Source organism: Halomonas sp. DP8Y7-3 (assembly GCF_019801675.1).
Classification (GTDB): Bacteria; Pseudomonadota; Gammaproteobacteria; order Pseudomonadales; family Halomonadaceae; genus Halomonas; species Halomonas litopenaei_A.
Genome location: NZ_JAHVIO010000009.1, coordinates 209071 through 226915 on the forward strand (window position 1 = coordinate 209071; position 17845 = coordinate 226915).

Annotated in this window: 15 protein-coding genes; 3 read left to right on the top strand and 12 right to left on the bottom strand. The window is 63.9% G+C overall.

All coding sequences use genetic code 11. The features are described from left to right. Nucleotide 1: 1 nt before the first annotated feature. From KUV86_RS10685 to KUV86_RS10720, 8 genes are all read right to left on the bottom strand, one after another. Nucleotides 2-901 carry an NAD(P)-dependent oxidoreductase gene (locus tag KUV86_RS10685; protein WP_222484745.1) on the bottom strand — a complete coding sequence of 300 codons (900 nt, stop codon included), beginning with the start codon at nt 899-901 and terminating at the stop codon, nt 2-4. A gap of 62 nt (nt 902-963) precedes the next feature. Then, nucleotides 964-2424: an aldehyde dehydrogenase family protein gene (locus tag KUV86_RS10690; RefSeq protein ID WP_222484746.1), complete on the bottom strand. Its 1461-nt coding sequence runs from the start codon at nt 2422-2424 to the stop codon at nt 964-966. Nucleotides 2425-2489: 65 nt separating this feature from the next. Then, nucleotides 2490-3764 (bottom strand): TRAP transporter large permease, encoded by a 1275-nt coding sequence (locus KUV86_RS10695; RefSeq protein WP_222484747.1) that lies wholly within the window; start codon nt 3762-3764, stop codon nt 2490-2492. Next, a complete protein-coding gene (locus KUV86_RS10700) occupies nt 3761-4363 on the bottom strand; it encodes a TRAP transporter small permease (RefSeq protein ID WP_222484748.1) in 603 nt (200 codons plus the stop codon). Before KUV86_RS10700 ends, KUV86_RS10695 begins: the two co-directional genes overlap by 4 nt. Before the next feature lie 114 nt (nt 4364-4477). Next, nucleotides 4478-5530: a TRAP transporter substrate-binding protein gene (locus tag KUV86_RS10705; RefSeq protein WP_206941454.1), complete on the bottom strand. Its 1053-nt coding sequence runs from the start codon at nt 5528-5530 to the stop codon at nt 4478-4480. 55 nt (nt 5531-5585) lie between these two features. Further along, nucleotides 5586-6947, bottom strand: coding sequence for a four-carbon acid sugar kinase family protein (locus KUV86_RS10710; RefSeq protein WP_222484749.1), 1362 nt, complete (start codon nt 6945-6947; stop codon nt 5586-5588). Then, nucleotides 6944-8209 carry a ribulose-bisphosphate carboxylase large subunit family protein gene (locus KUV86_RS10715; protein WP_222484750.1) on the bottom strand — a complete coding sequence of 422 codons (1266 nt, stop codon included), beginning with the start codon at nt 8207-8209 and terminating at the stop codon, nt 6944-6946. Before KUV86_RS10715 ends, KUV86_RS10710 begins: the two co-directional genes overlap by 4 nt. Before the next feature lie 39 nt (nt 8210-8248). Then, nucleotides 8249-9079, bottom strand: coding sequence for a phosphogluconate dehydrogenase C-terminal domain-containing protein (locus tag KUV86_RS10720; RefSeq protein ID WP_222484751.1), 831 nt, complete (start codon nt 9077-9079; stop codon nt 8249-8251). Between the two features lie 163 nt (nt 9080-9242). Between KUV86_RS10720 and nanR the strand changes: the two genes are divergently transcribed. The 3 genes from nanR to KUV86_RS10735 all read left to right on the top strand — a co-directional run bounded on the left by nanR (nt 9243) and on the right by KUV86_RS10735 (nt 12322). After that, complete coding sequence (gene nanR / locus KUV86_RS10725) at nt 9243-9950, top strand: transcriptional regulator NanR (RefSeq protein WP_206941446.1); 708 nt, start codon at nt 9243-9245, stop codon at nt 9948-9950. A gap of 32 nt (nt 9951-9982) precedes the next feature. Further along, complete coding sequence (locus KUV86_RS10730) at nt 9983-10804, top strand: trimeric intracellular cation channel family protein (RefSeq protein ID WP_224908485.1); 822 nt, start codon at nt 9983-9985, stop codon at nt 10802-10804. A 435-nt stretch (nt 10805-11239) separates the two neighbouring features. Further along, nucleotides 11240-12322: a DUF3541 domain-containing protein gene (locus KUV86_RS10735; protein ID WP_222484752.1), complete on the top strand. Its 1083-nt coding sequence runs from the start codon at nt 11240-11242 to the stop codon at nt 12320-12322. Here KUV86_RS10735 and KUV86_RS10740 read toward each other — a convergent pair. From KUV86_RS10740 to KUV86_RS10755, 4 genes are all read right to left on the bottom strand, one after another. Then, nucleotides 12290-13099, bottom strand: coding sequence for a PEP-CTERM/exosortase system-associated acyltransferase (locus KUV86_RS10740; RefSeq protein ID WP_222484289.1), 810 nt, complete (start codon nt 13097-13099; stop codon nt 12290-12292). The genes KUV86_RS10735 and KUV86_RS10740 overlap by 33 nt on opposite strands. A 103-nt stretch (nt 13100-13202) precedes the next feature. Then, nucleotides 13203-16070, bottom strand: a complete 2868-nt coding sequence (locus KUV86_RS10745; RefSeq protein WP_222484753.1) for an EAL domain-containing protein — start codon at nt 16068-16070, stop codon at nt 13203-13205. Further along, on the bottom strand, nt 16070-17380 hold the full coding sequence (locus KUV86_RS10750; protein ID WP_261396466.1) for a hypothetical protein: 1311 nt from the start codon (nt 17378-17380) through the stop codon (nt 16070-16072). The genes KUV86_RS10745 and KUV86_RS10750 overlap by 1 nt, the downstream gene beginning before the upstream one ends. Then, the gene (locus KUV86_RS10755) at nt 17349-17801 is read right to left on the bottom strand and encodes a hypothetical protein (RefSeq protein WP_224851969.1); all 453 of its coding nucleotides are present in this window, start codon (nt 17799-17801) and stop codon (nt 17349-17351) included. Before KUV86_RS10755 ends, KUV86_RS10750 begins: the two co-directional genes overlap by 32 nt. Nucleotides 17802-17845: the final 44 nt, after the last annotated feature.

The window sequence follows — 17845 nt, forward strand, 5'->3', positions numbered from 1 at the left end:
CTCAGTCCCTTCGCTGAGTCGAGGCGTCGGCCAGCAGGCTGATCAGCTCAGGCAGCAGTCGTTCGCCGTTGCCCTCGGCCACGATATCGGCATACAGCTGATGGACGGCCTGGCCCATCTGGCGTGAGGCTCCCAGGTCCTTGCTCATGCTGTGGTAGTAGCCCACATCCTTGAGCGAGTTGGACAGGCTGAAACGAAAGCCCGAGGGATCGGCGTCCACCAGATACGGCCGCAGCCGCTCCAGCACCACACCGCCGCCGCCACCGTTGCCCAGTACCTCCAGCAGCACGCTGTTGTTGATGCCCGCCCGCTGCGAGGCGGCGCTGGCCTCGGCCAGCACTGCAGTGAATCCCAAGGAGACAAAGTTGTGCAGCAGTTTAAGGGTATGGCCTGCCCCGACGGGGCCGCCGTGGGTGATGTGCTCGGCAAACGCCGAAAACAGCGGCGTCAACTCGTCGAACAGCGCCTTGTCCGCGCCCACGATCAGGTTGAGTCGCCCCTCTGCGGCCTCTTTGGGCGTTCGTGTCATGGCGGCGTCGACGAAGCGTCCCCCTGCCTCCCGCACGCGAGCTTCAATCGCCTGCGTGGAGCTGGGAATGGCGGTGGAGCAGTCGACGACGATCTGCTCGGGCTTGAGTCCTTCCAGAACCCCCTGGGGGTCGAACAGTACGCTTTCCACCTGGGGGGTGCCGGTGACGCAGAGGATGACCAGCTCTGCAGCAGACGCCACGTCTCGCGGTGTTTCCAGTGGCGTGGCGCCTGCCGCCTGAAGGTCATCGCAGGGCTGGTTGCCTGGGTGATCCAGATAGCTCAGCCGATGTCCCTGGCGCAGCAGGCTCTGAGCGATGCCATGGCCCATCAGGCCCACGCCGATCAGGCCTACATGAACAGAAGAGGTCATTCCCGGTTCCTTATGGTAGATGAAGCTGTCATGAGGCGGCACAGAGGCGACGCCTCCGTGGCTCATCCGTGGCGAATGGCCACGGTCTTCAGTCGAGTGTAGCTCTTGAGGCCTTCGAAGCCCTTTTCCCTGCCGTGCCCGGACTTGCCGACGCCGCCGAACGGCAGTTCGATGCCCCCTGCAGCGCCGTAGTTGTTGACGAACACCTGGCCGGAGCGAATGGCCTTGGCCAAACGCAGCTGGCGGCCGCCGTCACGGGTCCATACGCCAGCGCACAGGCCGAAGTCGGTGGCATTGGCAAGACGTACCGCCTCGGCTTCATCCGCGAACGGCTGTACCACCAGTACCGGCCCGAACAGCTCTTCGCAGCTGACGCTGTGGCCTTCGGGGACCTGTGTCAGCAGGTGAGGCACGACAAAGTGGCCGCCAGCAGGGGCATCGTCGGCAAGGCGGCCACGGGCAGCGATCTGGATACCGTCCTCTGTCGCTGCCTCGATCAAGGTCATCACCTTGTCTCGCTGACGGGCATTGATCAGCGCGCCGCAGTCCGGGTCCTGCTCGCCGGCATCGCATACCAGCGCCTCGAAGCGGCGGGCCAGGGCGTCGACCACCTCGTCATGGATGCTGGCTTCGACCAGCAGTCGACTGCCGGCTGAACAGGTCTGACCGGCATTCTGAATGATGCCTCGCACCACGGCGTCCAGGGCGCTCTGGCGATCCGCGTCGGCGAACAGCAGCTGGGGCGACTTGCCACCGAGCTCCAGGGTGACCGGGACGTGGTGGACCGCCGCCGCCTGGGTGACCAGCGTGCCGGTGTCGGGGGAGCCGGTGAAGGACAGGTGATCGATATCGGGATGCTCCGCCAGGGCAGCGCCGGCGACGCGACCGAGACCCGGGACCACGTTGAGGGCGCCGTCTGGCAGGCCCGTGTCCACGGCCAGCTCGGCGAGTCGCAGCACACTGAGGCAGGCATCCTCGGCGGGTTTCAACACGCAGGTATTGCCCGCCGCCAGGGCTGCCGCCACGCAGCGTCCGAAGATCTGGGCGGGATAGTTCCAGGGGATGATCTGGGCGCAGACGCCGTAGGGTTCCCGCAGCGTCATCACCGCGTAGTCAGGGTCGAAGGGAATCGTCTCGCCGTGAAGCTTGTCCGCCGCGCCTGCATAGAAGCGGAAGTAGCGCGCGCAGGCGGCGATGTCGCCCCGTGCCTGACTGATGGGCTTGCCGGTATCGGCGCATTCAAGTGCCGCGAGATGGTCGGCATCGGCGTCGATGGCCTGGCTGAAGCGGTACAGCCATTCGCTGCGTGCCCGGGCAGACCAGCTTGCCCAGCTACCCAGCTCCCCGGCGAATGCCGCTCGGGCGGCCGCCACCGCGGCATCGACATCGTCGGCAGTGCTGGCGGCGATACGGGCAATCGGGTCGCCGCTGGCGGGACGCAAGACCTCGAGTGTCTCGCTGGTGGCATGCCATTGACCGCCAATCAGAGCGCCGGACGGTGGCTGGACGGGAAGTGTGTTCATGAAGGTCTCCGCAGGGATGAGAGGACCCGCGCCGGGCGACGCGGGCTAACGCGAGGTACAGGGTGTCAGTACAGCAGGTCCACCAGGCCCAACGAGATCCAGGGCAGGTAGGTGATGGCCATCAGGCAGGCCAGCACGACCAGAACAAAGCGCGCGAGCCACGGAATCAGCTGGTCGATGGACAGCTTGGCGACGGCGCAGGCGGCGAACAGATTGACGCCTAGCGGCGGGGTGAACATGCCGAGCGCCAGGTTGACCACCACGATCAGCCCGAAGTGCACCGGGTCGATGCCGTACTGCACGGCGATAGGCGTGAAGATAGGAGCCAGCACCAGAATGGCTGCCGAGGTTTCGACAAACATGCCGATCACCAGCAGCATCACGTTGACCGCCAGCAGGAAGTTTACCGGGCTCTCGAACACCTGGGTGACCCAGGCGGCGACCTCCCCAGGCAGTCCCGAGCGGCTGATCAGGAAGCTGAACAGAGCGGCGGCAGAGATGATCAGCATCACGGTGGCGGTAGAGATGACGCTCTGGCGCAGAATCGGCAGCAGTTCGCGCAGGGGAAGTTCACGGTAGACCAGCCCGCCGACGATCAGTGCATAGAACACCGCCACTGCAGAGGCCTCGGTGGGGGTAAAGACCCCGCCGTAGATACCGCCGATCACGACTACCGGCATCAGCAAGGCCGCCCAGGCGCGCCGCAGCGAGGAACCAAAGGAGGCACGATCTTCGCGGTCACGCAGGCCATAGCCTCTGAGCTTGCAGAAGACGTAGAGAAACAGCAGCAGCGCCGACCCGATCAGCAGCCCCGGCCCGATCCCCGCGATAAACAGCCGCCCAATCGAGGTGTCGGTGCTGACGCCGTAGAGAATCAGCGGAATGGACGGAGGGATCAGTACCCCCAGCTCCGCCGAGGACGCCTGAATGGAGGCGGCCAGGGGGCGCGGATAGTCATGGGCGACCATCGCCGGGATCAGGATCGAACCAATGGCAAAGGTGGTGGCCACGCTTGAGCCCGATACCGCAGCGAACAGCATGCAGGTCAGCACGCAGGTCATGGCCAGGCCGCCTTGCAGGCCCCCCACGATGGACTTGGCAAGGTCGACCAGGCGCTGGGAAATGCCACCGGCGGCCATCAGGTTGCCAGCCAGGATAAAGAAGGGAATCGCCATCAGCGGGAAGTTGTCGATGCCGACAAACATCTGCTGGGGCACCATCAGCAGCGGGAAGCGGGTAAAGAATTCGATGCCGATGACCGACGCCAGCAGAATCGAGACGGCAATCGGTACGCCAAGGGCAAACAGGATGATCAGCGACAGGCCAATGGCAGCATTCATGGTGTCTTCCTCCCCTCGTCGGCAGCGCTGGCGGTCGAGGTAGTGGATGCAGTGCTGGTGGATGCAGAGGGAGGCGTCGTCGGCGGTGCCAGGGGGGCTTCGGCGTCGGTCACGCCGATCGTCTCGCGCCCGGTCAACTGGGCGACCAGGCGAGTGATCACCGACAGCAGCGAGAAGGCCGCGCCGATCGGGATGGCGGCATAGATCCAGGCGATCGAAATGCCAACCCCAGAGAGCATCTGGTTCTGTACCCGCAGGGTCATTTGATAGCCATAGATCACCAGGATCGCCAGCACGATCATGCAGCACAGGGCAATCACGCTTTCCAGCACCTTCAGCGCAGGGGCCGGCACCAGCTTGTAGATCACCTCGACGGCCATCATGTAGCCGCCGCGGAAGGTGGCAGCAGCACCCAGAAAGACGCACCAGATCATGGTGGAGCGGGCCATCACCTCGGACCAGGTGGAGGGCGCATCGAAAACAAAGCGCGTCAGCACCTGGTAGAAGCCAAGACTGACCGAGGCCACCAGCATCAGCACCGCTGCGTACAGGGCGACCTGGGAAACGGCGCGCTCGAAGCGGAAGAACAGATCCAGCATGAGACGTTCCTCATCTCGAGTGACAGGGAGTCGGCCACGGGGAGCGCCTGGCCAGCCCGCGACAGGCGCGAGCTGGCAAGGCGCGTCCGAGTCACCCCGGACGACCCCGCGAGATCAGTTGCCGCAGTCGCTGGCGCGAATGCGATCGAGCATCTCGGAGCCGTACTCATCGGTATAGACCGAGTAAGACGGCTCGACGGCTGCCTGGAACTGTGCCTTGTCGATGTCCTCGACCACGGTCATGCCCTTGGCCTTGAGCTCTTCCACGCCCTCGGTCTCGAGTCGGGAGACCATGGCGCGGGTCGCTTCGGCACCGGCGTGGGCGGCTTCCATGAACCAGCCCTTCTGTTCGTCGGTGAGGCCGTCCCACAGGATTGGCGAGGCCAGCATGATGGCCGGCGAATAGACATGGCCGGTCAGCGACAGACGGTCCTGCACTTCCCACAGGTTGCCGGTGAGAATCACCGAAATGGGGTTTTCCTGGCCGTCGACGGTGCCCTGTTGCAGTGCGGTAAACAGCTCCGGGAAGGCCATCGGCGTGGGGTGGACGCCCATCTCGTTAAACGCGGCCATGTGCATCTCGTTTTCCATGGTGCGAATCTTCAGCCCCTGGGCGTCTTCCGGAGTGTTGATATCACGCTGACTGTTGGTCATGTGGCGGAAGCCGTTTTCGGTCCAGGCGAGTCCCACGAGGTCATGTTCGCCGATCTTGTCCAGCAGGTCCTGGCCCACCTCACCATCCAGCACGCAGCGGGCATGGGCGTAGTCCTTGAACAGGAACGGCAGGTCGAGCACATAGGTCTCCGGCACAAAGTTGCCGAGGGGGCCGGTGGAGGTGACGACGGCATCGATGGTGCCGATCTGCAGCCCCTCGATCATGGCGCGTTCGCCGCCAAGCGCGCCGGAGGATTGCTCATTGACGGTGAACTCTCCCCCGGACAGCTCCTCCAGGGTGGCCTTGAAGGCATCGATGCCCTCTGAGTAGTGCGAGCTGTCCGACGTGGTGTGGCCCACGGTGATGGTCTGGGCGGCCAGTGCCGGTAGCGAGAACAGAGCGGTGGCCACCGCCAGCAGACATGGCCTGAGCGCCGTGGTGCCCAGAAGTGCCGGGCGAGAGCGCTGTTGAGCAGGATGAAGCGAGAGAGCGTGGCGTTGGGACATCGTCATTGTTGTTTCCTCTTTGCGGGATGACGCTTGGTGGCCGTGCGCTGGCACGACCGGACTAATGCTCGTGGTCGGCGATGTGGCTGCCCCGCCGCAGGCGTTCGAAGTAGTCGTCGCCCCCGATCTGGCCGCCTTTGAAGGCCACCTCCAGGGCGTGGTAGCGAGGATCGTCGCTGTGAGCCTGGCATAGCGGCGAGCCAGGGGTGTCCGGCAGCGGCAGCCGAACGGTCAGGGCGTGGATGTCCAGCGCGGCGATGGCGTGGCTCGATGTATCGCCACCCGCCACACAGACGCGGCTCAGTCCCTGGTCATCGACCAGTCGCCTGAGCATCTCGCCCAATGACTTGCCGAGGCGGTGGCGGCTGGATTCCGCCGTCAGGCTGTCGTCGTGGCTGTCGGGGCCCATGGCGGTATGCACAATGATGCTGCGCCCCTTGTTCAATGCCTCAAGGGCCTCGCTCACCGCGCTGGCCATGACCTGCTGGCAGGAGACTGGATCGGCCAGGCGCCTGGCATCCACTTCAATGGTGTGAAAGTTGGCGTGCTGTCGGGCCCAGTCAATCTGCCGAGCCGTGGTACTCGAGACACTGCCAGAGACCACCGCAATCCGATCCACCGAGGGTAGCGGTGCAAATGCTGCTGGCCCCGCTAGCGTGCCCTGGCGTTGCCATTCGCGCAGCAGAGCGTACTCCACCCCCGAAGAGCCCACCACGAGGCCGCCACCAGAGGTCCCTGTGACACCAGGGCGCGTCCGCCACAGCTGGTAGCCCACCGCCTGCTGGTGGTGTGGCTCGAGCACGTCGAAGAGCACCGCGGATGACGTCGCCATCACTTCATCCACATGATCGTCGATATCTGGGCGAGTCAGGCTTGGCGCGGCGATCAGTCCAATCGACAGCGCCGTCTGCTCCGCCAGGTGGCGGCGCAGGTCGGCTTCTCGCATGGGGGTCACCGGATGACGCGCCATGACGGGGTGCCGGTCAATCCGATAGACCTGATCCTGGTAGGCGGCAAAGAGTTCGCCGAAGACGGTGTAGCGGCGCATCTGTGGCACGCCGACCACCAGCGGAATCGGGTTGTCGCCGAAGACGCTGCGGCCCACTTCCATGGCACAGCCGATGCTGCCCACCTCGGGACTGCTGTCGAAGGTCGAGCAGGTCTTGTAGTGGGTCAGCTCGGCGCCTTGCTGGGCCAGCCAGTGGAAGGCCTGCTTGAGCTCGCGGCGCATCCAGTCATTGGATTCGCTGCGGCTTGTGCCGGCGAGCCCCAGGGCTTGGCAGTGGGCGAAGCGCGCTCGCTGCTCGTCACTGGGGCGGCGGGTGAACAGCACGCTGGGCACGCCGTGGCTGGCGAGGGCTTCCAGTGCATCGGTGGAGCCGGTCAGATCGTCACCGTAGTAGCTCAGCAGCAGCTCGCTCATGGGCAGAAGGTCTCCAGGGCCTGGGCCAGTTCGCGGTGCTCGCGCGCATGCTCGGCAAGGGAAACCCCCTGGGCGGCTGCATCATAGGCCTGACGCAGGCTCCTGACGCCGGCGGCAATACCGCCGGGATGTGCCATGATGCCGCCCCCAGCGGTGACGATCATGTCGCTGGAGCCGCCCATGGCACGCCAGGTATCGATCGCCTGGCAGGCCGTCTGATTGGAGGAGAACACCGGCATCACCGTATGGGCAGGGCCAGCAGCGGGAAACAGTGGGGTCAGGCAGGCCCTGGCACTGGCGGCAACGCTTGCGTCAGACTCCGAGAACTTGTTGGCCAGGCCATTGACATGAAGGTGGTCGGCCCCCGCCAGGCGCCAGAACGTTTGCCAGGCGGCGAAGTCCATCCCCAGCAGGGGATCGCGACTGAACATGCCCCAGCCGGCACGATGGCCATGAATCGGCAGCTGACAGTGACGGCGCAGGTGGCTGACGCCGGCCAGGCCCACCGCGTTGAGCGCCACCATGACACAGCTGCCGCCAGCGGCCAGCACGTGGTCGTGGTGGCGACGCATGTCGTCGATCTCGCCGGTGATATTGAACGCCACCATGACCTTGCGACCGGTCTTCTGCTGATGGGCATGGACCAGCGGCATGATGGCATCGACGCGAGCCTCCAATGGGTTGTGGGGACCATTGGCCTGAAGCTCGTCGTCCTTGATGAAGTCGATCCCGCCATCCAGCAGCTGCTGGACGACGCTGGCAGTGGCCTGTGGGTCCAGCCCCACGCTGGGCTTGATGATGGTGCCGATCAGCGGGCCCTGGCCAATGCCGGTCAGCTGTCGAGTGCCGGCGATGCCGAATTGAGGGCCAGGATACGCTCCGGCAAAGGCATCCGGCAGCTGGACGCTCTCGAGCCTGAGACCCGAGAATTCCTTCAACTCATACAGGTTGCCGGCCAGGGTGGCCATCAGCGTGGTCAGCGAAGGCCCCAGATTCTCCAGCGGCCAGGACAGCGTCACTCGAGCCCGTTGATAGCGCGTGCCGTCGGGTTGGGGGCGTGTCGGCATGGGCAAGGACGGCGTCGTGACGCTGTCGAGCAGCTCGATGGATTCCACCCTGGCGGCATGGCGCTCGCGCAACTCGTCGGTCTCCGCGGCCAGCCGGGTAAAGGTGCCGCAGGATTGCTCCCCGGCCATGACGTCGCAGGCATGGGCCACGTCGAACGGAGTCTCGATCAGATAGCGGGCTTCGATACGGCTCATGCCAGGGGCTCCTTGATCAGCGGGACGCGGGAGTGGGCGTTAGGTGATGCGCTGAATGCTGTCGGCGATGGCGTCAGGCTCGAAGACACGCTTCCAGTCGTCCCGCATCAGCATCGGCTTGCCGTTCTCGATGGCCTTGTTGCAGGCATCGGAGAAGGCACCTGGCTGCTCGTCGAAGATCACCGCGCCCAGGATATTGAGGTGGCCGAGCAAGAAGTCTCGCGCGCACTCGTGGCTGACGCCTCGGGCGACCACTTCATCCATGGCTTCCCGCATCACCGATAGCAGTGTGGCACAGACGGTCTCGGACAGACCTGGCTCAAGCAGGGCCATCTGTTCAACGCTGACCCGATGGCTGCGTCCGACTGGAGCGTAGATGGTGCGGGCCACGGACTCGCCGAGGGAAAAATGCTGTTCGTCACCCTGCATCAAGGCACTGACGATGTGCTGAGTGGCATGGCTGCCGCCAAAATAGTCGCGCTTGGCCTCCAGCGTGGTCTCGTCGTTAAAGATCGGCGGATGGCAGGGATGGGTCACGAAGTAGACCAGGTCGTCACGATCCGGCAGGTGACCGGCAAACGGTGCAGCGGCGTCAAGGCAGATCACCATGGTGCCAGGAGCGATGGACGGCGAAAGGTCGGCGGCAATCTTCTGAATCAATGTATCGGGCACGGCCAGGATGACCACATCTGCCCCCTTCACCGCCTGCTCGGCGCTGTCGACGCACTCGATCCCCAGCTCATCGCGAAGGCGCTGGCGCCCCTGCTCGCTGACTTCCACATGACGCACTTCAAAGTCCGAGGACGAGAGGTTGCGGGAGAGGCGGGCGCCCATCTTGCCGCCGGCGCCGATCAAGGCAATGCTGGTCATGGTCAGGTAACCTGTTCGAATGAGGAAGGAGGCAAGTCGTCGTGCAACTGGTATGATGACAATATAAGTGACCGATAGTGTCAAACACGACCTTGGTCGAGTGTCACGCTCGCGCCCCGTCATGGAGGCGATCCACGAGCCCAGACAGTGCAGGAAATGAGCCATGAGCGACTCGTTGAAGATTTCTCGCCGCAAGTTGTCCGACGAGGTGTTTGACCGGCTGTATCAACAGCTGCTGGAGGGGGCGTATGCGCCAGGCGACAGCCTGCCCTCCGAGCGTGAGCTGATGGAGTCCTTTGGGGTAGGGCGACCGGCTATTCGGGAGGCCGTGCAGGCTCTGGAACGTCTCGGCCTGGTAGCGATTCACCATGGGCAGCGGCCCAAGGTACTGACCCCCAGCGCCGACGGCATGCTGGCGCAGATCGAACTGACCGCCATGCACCTGCTGGCGACTGAGCCGGCAACGCTGGATCACCTGAAAGAGGCCAGGAAGTTCTTTGAGGTCGGCATGGTGGCGAGGGCGGCGCGCAAGCTGGCACCGAAGGACCTGGCGCGCCTCGAAGCGCTGGTTGCCCAGCAGAGGCGCGCGCTCAACCGAGACATCAAGGCCTTCATCGCGGCGGATATGGACTTTCACGTCGCCATCGCCGAGTCTACCGGGAACCCCATCTTCGTCGCCGTCAGTCGCGCCATGTTCGAATGGTTGGCCCGGTTTCACACCTCGCTGATTCACTGGAAGGGCAGCGAGCACGTGACGCTGGAAGAGCACGAGCGCATCCTGGCGGCACTCAAGAAGGCCGATGAAGGGGCCGCCATTCGCGAGATGCAGGCGCATCTGGAGCGGGCGCGCTCGGTGTACGCTCCGAGTTGATGGTTGGGCAATCGTGTCAGGGGATCTAAGGAGTGGATACACAGCTGGTCTATGCGCTTGATCTGGCGGGCACTGTCGTGTTCGCGCTTTCGGGTATCTTGCTGGCATGCCGTTCGCGCATGGATCCCATCGGCATGCTGGTGCTGGCCGCAGTCACCGCCGTGGGCGGAGGCACGCTGCGCGATCTGGTGCTCGGTGTGGCTCCGGTTTTCTGGGTGCGTGATCCTGTCTATCTCTGGGTCATTCTGGCCACCGTCATGGGCGCCCTGGTGGGCTTTCACTACATCCACCGTCTCCACCGGGTGGTCCTGCCGGTAGCCGACGCCTTCGGCCTCGCGCTGTTTGTCATCATCGGCGCCAACAAGGCGTTGCTGCTGGACACCTCGGGGCTGGTCGCTGTTCTGATGGGGCTGTTTACCGGTGTCGCGGGCGGCATGGTCAGAGACGTGCTGGCGCGTCGCGTGCCCATGGTGCTGTGTCGCGAGGTGTACGCCACCGCCGCCATTGCCGGTGGGGTCGTATATGTGGTGTTGACCCGACTCGAGCTGCCAATGCTGGGGATCGTGCTGTCCCTGGCCACCACCCTAGGCTTGAGGCTTGCCGCCATCCGCTGGCAGCTGGCGCTGCCCTTGGTGGCGTGGGTCGTGATCGAGCCGTCTGCGTCAGCCTCCCCCCCAGATGACACGTCCTCAGCGGCTGAAGCTTCGTTAGCGCACGAGCAACGGCGCGATGCCTCTACGGCTGCCCCTCAAGCGCCTTTGAGTCCTGCACCGGCACGCCCCAAGATGCGCGTTCGCCTGGTGTCCCGTCGCAAGGCGGCACGGCTGTGGCCTGATGAGGACGACGGCCACTAGGGCTTGTCTGAAAAGTGCCTGCGCTCGGTAATACGGCGTTAAAAATCAGCTGGTACGCCAGCCCGGTCAAAATGCTCATTTACCCCCTGTAAACTGCGCTTTCTCACCGATTTTTGCCTTGTCTAACCTTCGCTCGTCGACTTTTCGTACAAACCCTAGGCAAGTGTCGTTGACGGCGTGATCAACTATCTTGCCAGAAACGCACCGCCTGTCTGAAAAGCGCCGTATGGCGTGCACAGGGGGTGTGCCGACGTTACCGGGGCAAGGGGGCGCGCAATGGGACAGTGGCAGAGGTGTCGGCGACTGCAGCGCAGGCTGCTGTATGTGGTGCTGGTAGGGTTATCCTGGGCGGCCCCTGCGTCGGCATATGACGCTGGCGATGTATCCACACGCGTAGCTGATGATTCACCTGCTAGCCACGCACCTGCCGACGCCTTGGCCCCTGTCCATGAGGCAGGTGTACTGGAGGCCCGCTCGCGCCAGGCGGCGATCGAGATTCGTGCCACCTACGACGGGGCCTTGGAATCCCTGCCCAATGACGAGCAGCGTCACTATGCACAGCGACTGTGGCGACTGACCGGCGATCCCGCCTATCTTTGCTGGAATCGTCAGTACGCCCAGCGCCTGCTGCAACAGCTGGCGCGTGACGCCGCCACGGTGGAGGATCCTGCGGCGCTGCGCGCACGTAATCGCCAGCTGCTCGAGGGCTATCCCGAGACTCGGGCCAAGCAGCGGCGGCGCAAGGCGATGCTGGCGGACTATCCACAGATGATGTTGCCAATGGGAATCCTGTTTCGGCTGACCCAGGCTCAGTATCACGGTCTACTGGAGCGTCTGCCTCCCGGCCAGTACGCGTCACTCACGCGGGCGCTTGACGAGGTCGACTGGCACGCCTTCCTGACCGACCCCGAGGTTATCTCTGTCTATGCGGCCCAGGTCGCCAATCAGGCGACGTTTCTCGCTGAGCTGGGTATCGTCGATCTACGTGACGACGTGGCGTCGGCCTTTCGCTCGCTGTACCCGGCGGAGCGGATCGCCGAGCTGTCTTCCGCCGACTATCACAATTGGCTCTACGGCCTGACGCATTTTGTCATCGCCGCCAGTCGCTACTATCAGCGCACTGCCCAACATCGGTCGGTCGACTGGGCGGTGGAAGCACTGGTGTCCCAGTCCTCTGCACTGGCCCAGGTCAAGACGGATATCGTGGCCGAGGTCGCGCTCTCGCTGCAGCTCGGGGGACGTGCGGATCACCCACTGGTGGATACGCTGCATGCCATCCTGCTGGAGCGTCGTGATCCCTCCACGGGAATCCTGCCAGGCACCGACGGCAGCCTCGATCTGGCCAGTGGAGAGCATCGCAATGTGCTGGCCATCATGACCCTGGGCTGGACCGGTAGTCTTTACCCGGGACCTTCACTGACGCCGGAAGAAGGAGATGCCGCAGTGGCTTGTGGGGCAGGTGAGCTAGGCTTACGCGAGACAGGCTCACGAGAGGCAGTCGAAGGATCGGTACCATAAGCCTCCGGGGCCGTGGGATGGCTCCGCAGCGGCGGGCAGCTGGCGGCTCAGTGAGTCACGCAGGCGGTAGTAGAGAGGGTCGAGCAGGGGGTTGCGTTCGCGCTCGGCGAGATCATTGTCGATATAGTAGGCGCGCCTGACGCCGCAGTATTGAATGGTGTCGCTGGCGGATTGGAAGCGAAACCCGGATAAGGTCAAAAGCCTTGCCAGCGGCGGTTCCATCAAGGCATACAGATGGCGACGAGAGGTCAGTCCCGCCAGCGCGTGGGCACTGAGAAACAGGCCGGTGACGATCAGCGGAAACGCGCGACGCTCCTCGGGCGGGAACTGGGCGAGCTGGATGTCTTCGTCTGCTGCCTGGGCTCGGAAGAGCCGTGATATGGCCAGGCGCGAGATTTCTGCGACGTCGCGGCCTTGATGTTGCTGGGGGTGAAGCTCTCGGCTGCTGAACACGTGTCGAGTGGCATCGATGACGGGAAGGTGGTCAGGGCGATCCGACGGCGGAAATACCAGTCTCACGCACCCGGCAGCGAGTCCGCTGGCCCGGTGCTCGACCAGGCAGTGCAAGGCCTGGTCGTCGAAGTCATCGTGCTCCTGATTGGCGTCATGGCTGCCAGGCAACGCGTAGTTCAGCTCGCGTAGAAACACATCGTGGCGCAGAGAATAGACCCGCTCACGGTCCTCGGCGGTACGTACAAGAATGACGCGAAATTGATCGGCAAATTGCTCTAGCAAGCGTTGCCGCTGCGTCGAACTGTGTGCCTCATCTGCTGGCATGGACGGTGACCTCCCTGTTGTCGGTTCCTGCCTGTCGCGGGGAGGTGGCATACCCGCTCAAGATGCGCTCCTCCCCTTGTTATTAAGGTCCCTTTAATATGCACTATTTCCCGTGGTGCGTATTGTTCACTGGATTGAAGTCGAAGACCTCTTCGAACGGCACCGGGCGGCCCAGGTGATAGCCCTGGCCGTAGGCAATGTTGTAAGACGACAGCAGAGGGATCAGGGCCTCCTGATCCACAAACTCGGCGACGGCCTGCTTGCCGAAGCCGGTGGCAATGTCGGAAACCGCCTTGACGATCACACGACTATCGGGGCTGGTGGCCAGGCTACGGATGAAGGAGCCATCGATCTTGATGTAGTCGACGGGCAGCTGACCCAGGTAGTGGAAGCTCGAGAAGCCCACCCCGAAGTCATCCAGCGCCGTACGGCAGCCCAGGTCGCGAACGCTCTGCAGTACGCCTCGTGCCGTCGAAAAGTCGGTCACGGCAGCGGTTTCGGTGACTTCCAGCACCAGGTGGTGGGGATCCGCCTGGCTGGTCTCAAGCAAGTCCGCCAGGAATTGCTTGAGACCCTCGTCATGCAGTGACTGGCCAGACAGGTTCACCGCCAGGCTGATGCCGTCAAGGCGCGCCAGGGCGTGCACGCAGTGGTGCAGCACCCAGCGATCGATGGCCACGATCTGACCGGAGTGCTCTGCCACCGGGATAAAGCGAGCGGGAGAGATCAGGCTGCCATCGTCATCACGCAACCGCAGCAGCACCTCGTAGTGACGGATGGAGCGGTCTTCAAGCTTGACGATGGGTTGCACCATCAACACAAAGTCGCCGTCGACCAGCGCACGGCGGATACGGTCTACCCAGTAGACGCGCTCATTCAACTCGTCACGAGCGTTCTCCAGCGTGGCCAGCAGGTGCCAGCGTTGGAGGTTGCTGGCCTTGGCCTTGTACATGGCTACGTCGGCGCTGGCCATCAGGTCTGCAGGTGTGGCCCCTTCACTGGGGAAGGGGACGATGCCTATGCTGGCAGTGATCCTGTGGCGGCGGCCTTCGGCAACAAAGCCGAGGCTTTCGAACAGCTGGTTCAGGTGCTGGGCAATGCGTATGGCATGATCCTCGTCCACGCCATTCAGCAGCAACGCAAACTCATCTCCCCCGAGACGTGCGATCACCCCGCGGTGGGCATACTCCTGCTGCAGCAACCGGGCCACGGTGTGCAGCATGCGGTCGCCTGCGTGATGACCGCTGAGTTCATTGACCTCCTTGAACTGGTCCAGATCCAGCAGCATCACTGCACCGTGTTCGCCACGGCTCAGTGCACGCCGCAGGGATTCGAGGAAGAAGCGTCGATTGTAGAGCTCTGTGAGCGGATCGCGCTCGGCGAGCCAGGTCAGGCGAGACTCGGCCGCCTTGCGTTCAGTGATATCAAGGCCGACCGAAATCCGTGCCAGAGACGTGCTGTCGCGGCCCAGTAGGGGGCTGTGGTACCAGATGATGGTGCGTAGCTCACCATCGGGCAGGGTCAGGGTCCGCTCCTCCTGCAGTCGGGACGAGCCTGGCGTGGTGGCCTCCAGCGCAGCATCGAAGATGTCGTCGAAACGGCGTCCCAGCAGTTCGCGAGACGGACAGCTCAGCTGCTGTTCGAGGTAGGCGTTGATCATGTCGATACGTCCTTCCTCGTCCTGGGTCAGGATATAGACCTGGGCGGTATCGATCAGGCTGCTGATGAAGTCTCGCTCCCGGGCCAGCTCCTCGATCCGGCGAGCTAGCTCTTCGCCACGCTGGCTGACCTGCTGTTGCAGGCGCTCGAGATGGTCAGCGAGGGTCAGTGTGCTGGCTTCCAGCACATCGATCTCGTCCGGTAGGCGGCGTGGCGCCAGCGGCAGTGCATCACGCGCCTGGGAGAAGCCGCCTCGAGCCAGTAATGGCAGCACCGAGGCCACGCGGCGCAGGCGGGCCATGGGCCGCAGCAGAATCGCCAGCAGCAGCAGTTCAGCCGATAGCCAGCCAAACAGGCTCGCGATCATCTGGGTGCGGGTGTCCAGCTGGATGGCATGAATCTGCGTGGTGATGTCGGACATCAGCACAAAGTAGGCGGGCGCACGTGTTCCGGAGGATGAGGTCAGCGGCACAGCCGACAGCTCGAGATGGCGACCGTCCTGCTGTATGCGCAGTGGCGTTCGCGCCAGGTCCTCGAGCGAGCCCTTGCGACTTGCCTGCCTGAGCAGCGCCAGGCTGTGGGGCGCATTGGTCACGGCCTGCACGCGCCCTTGCCAGTCAGGCAGCTGTCGCTCGGCCTGGGTGCCTGGCCCTTGGTCGTCGCTGGCCACAAGGCTGATCAGCGCCACCTCGCTGGTCGAGATATCGCGGGTCTGGCGGGTCACGTCGGCCAGGGAACGCGATAGCAGCAAAGCTCCGGAACTGCCGCCATCGGCCAGAATGGGGACCACGGCATACTGGCGGCACTGGGGGGCACACTCAAGAGGGGATAAGGGGCGCTCCTCACGCATGACGGTGGCCATCCAGCGCGTGTAGCGAGAGGGCGCCTGCTGGTCCGGTTCGCCTCCCAGCGCCATGACCTGGCCAGCCTGGTCGTCGTACACCAGCATGCGTTCAACGCCGGCTTCCAGCTGCAGTGAGGGCCACAGCGATGCCAGATCCGGTGACAGCTCGGCAGCCGACGAGGGCAGAGTGGGGCGGCGTAGTGCGGGACCCAGGTCAGGAGACGCGGCAATGAGTCCCGCCAGCTGCTGCAAGCCGTTCTCCGAGCGGCGGATGGCAAATTCGAGCTCTCGTTGCTGGCGCTCGATCTGTTCCTGGCGAGAGGCCGTGAACTGCCGCGTGAGGTTGGTGTAGGAGAGGTACGTGAAGAGCACCGCCAGGGCGACCAGCAATAGGCTGGTCAGCGTCACCACACGCCAGGTCAAGCCCAGGCGCAAGCGCTGGGATCGGCTATCGGAAGCACGTGACATCAGAACCTCAACGACAGCTGAAAGAGCCACATGTCCCAGCTGCGCTCTGTATCACGCGGGTCCGGATTGTCCTGCACCGGCAGCCAGGCAGTGCCGTCCACGTGGTGGTACTCCCCCGCCAGCATGACGCGGCTATGGGGCTGCCACTGCAACCCGAAGGTCCAGTCGTTGGCGTACTGGGAATAGCTCGGCCCACGGCCCTCGCGTTCGTAGTCGTTGCCGTTACGGTCATCGCGGTCGTTGACCAGGCTGTCGTAGCGAATCAGCCAGCGCCAGTCGTCGAGAAAACGGCGACGGTACTGCACGTACCAGCTTTCGCCCTGGTTCTTGTTGTCCTCGAACGCATTGAACCCGGCCAGCTCGACATCGCGCAGGGCATACTCCGCCGTCAGACTCCATTGCTCGGCATTGTATTGCGCGGAAAATATCCAGGGTTGGAAGTCCAGCTTGCCGTCTCCGGGAAAGGCTCCGGGAGAGTCATAGTCGGCCTTGACGGACGCGGCACTCAAGGCGAACACCATGCGTCCACCATCATGTTCATAGCGGACCTGCCCCACCAGCGAGGTATCGGCATCGAAGGAGCCCGGCAGGACATCCAGGCCGAGGACCTCTTCGACATCATCGTCGACCTGAGCCTGGCCGACCCCGAGCTGGGTATGAATCACGCCATCATTGATGCGCTCTTCGTGATAGAGCTTCAGGCCGTCGGCGGAAAGTCCCAGCGAACGCGTGCGATCGAAGTAGATCGACTGGGGAAGCAGGATACTGGGGCGAGTGAAGGCAACGTCACGGGTCTGGTTGTAGAAGCCGAAAGGGTTCTTGAAGCGCCCAAGTTGCACGCCGAAAGTGCGCTCTGTGTTGGACAGCAGCTGCCAGTCGGCGATTCCGTAGTCGAGCTCGATGGAGCCATTGTCGATCCCTCCGGCGCGACGACTCAATGCCTGTGCTGCGAGCAGCAGGTTCTCCGTGGGCCGAATCGATGCGTTGATGCCCAGCTCTGTATAGTCCCAGCTGCCGCCGCTGTCGCTGCTGTCACCAAACATGTTGTTGTCGTCGGTGATGACCAGCGCCTGGCTGAGGAAACCATGAACCTGAACCGTATCCAACGGGCTGGCATGTGCCTTGGCCTGGCAGGCCAGCACCAGCGTCGCCAACAGGCCTAGCCGGGCCGGCGATACGCGGAGTAGGCCATGGCGTTGAGGCTCTCGCCCCGTGGCATGATAGTGGCCGCCGTGGATGCCAGGCGAAAATGGCTCGCGGCAAGCTGATAGCGCTTCGCTAATCCCTGCTGATGGCTTGGACGCGCTCATCCAGGTACTCCCTTTCGATGTAGCCGATGGCACCTGGGGTGGACGCCACCGTGTCAATCATGTCCCGCTGGCTGCGCACGCGGTGGGGTGCCTGGCCAGTGCCGGAAAATACAATGCGGTCCCATGCCAACTGCAGTTGGTGGGGATAGACGGAGAGCCATTGTTTGACGAAGGCCCCGTGAACCGGGTCGTCGTTGGCCAGTACGTAAACTTCCGCCGCATGGCCGTCGGGCCAGGTGCGAAGACGCATGGCAAAGATCGCCCTGAGCGTGTCTCGGTCCAGCTCCTGCAGGGCGACGCCAGGGTGTGCGATGACGGCGACATCAGTCGGGGGCTTTCCCCACGCGGTCGTGCCGACGAGCCCTCCTGTCAGCAGAGCCGTACATACGCAGAACAGGAGGCGAAGAGCAGCCTTGCGCATCAATGCAGCCTCTCGATCGCCCCGCTAGCGGGCAGATGTCGCCT

What these genes read in the sequence shown, in the direction of transcription:
- KUV86_RS10750 (WP_261396466.1), bottom strand. Translation starts at nt 17,380, where the DNA reads ATGAGCGCGTCCAAGCCATCAGCAGGGATTAGCGAAGCGCTATCAGCT.
- KUV86_RS10715 (WP_222484750.1), bottom strand. Translation starts at nt 8,209, where the DNA reads ATGAGCCGTATCGAAGCCCGCTATCTGATCGAGACTCCGTTCGACGTG.
- KUV86_RS10695 (WP_222484747.1), bottom strand. Translation starts at nt 3,764, where the DNA reads ATGAATGCTGCCATTGGCCTGTCGCTGATCATCCTGTTTGCCCTTGGC.
- KUV86_RS10705 (WP_206941454.1), bottom strand. Translation starts at nt 5,530, where the DNA reads ATGACGATGTCCCAACGCCACGCTCTCTCGCTTCATCCTGCTCAACAG.
- KUV86_RS10740 (WP_222484289.1), bottom strand. Translation starts at nt 13,099, where the DNA reads ATGCCAGCAGATGAGGCACACAGTTCGACGCAGCGGCAACGCTTGCTA.
- KUV86_RS10755 (WP_224851969.1), bottom strand. Translation starts at nt 17,801, where the DNA reads ATGCGCAAGGCTGCTCTTCGCCTCCTGTTCTGCGTATGTACGGCTCTG.
- nanR (WP_206941446.1), top strand. Translation starts at nt 9,243, where the DNA reads ATGAGCGACTCGTTGAAGATTTCTCGCCGCAAGTTGTCCGACGAGGTG.
- KUV86_RS10685 (WP_222484745.1), bottom strand. Translation starts at nt 901, where the DNA reads ATGACCTCTTCTGTTCATGTAGGCCTGATCGGCGTGGGCCTGATGGGC.
- KUV86_RS10700 (WP_222484748.1), bottom strand. Translation starts at nt 4,363, where the DNA reads ATGCTGGATCTGTTCTTCCGCTTCGAGCGCGCCGTTTCCCAGGTCGCC.
- KUV86_RS10690 (WP_222484746.1), bottom strand. Translation starts at nt 2,424, where the DNA reads ATGAACACACTTCCCGTCCAGCCACCGTCCGGCGCTCTGATTGGCGGT.
- KUV86_RS10745 (WP_222484753.1), bottom strand. Translation starts at nt 16,070, where the DNA reads ATGTCACGTGCTTCCGATAGCCGATCCCAGCGCTTGCGCCTGGGCTTG.
- KUV86_RS10710 (WP_222484749.1), bottom strand. Translation starts at nt 6,947, where the DNA reads ATGAGCGAGCTGCTGCTGAGCTACTACGGTGACGATCTGACCGGCTCC.
- KUV86_RS10720 (WP_222484751.1), bottom strand. Translation starts at nt 9,079, where the DNA reads ATGACCAGCATTGCCTTGATCGGCGCCGGCGGCAAGATGGGCGCCCGC.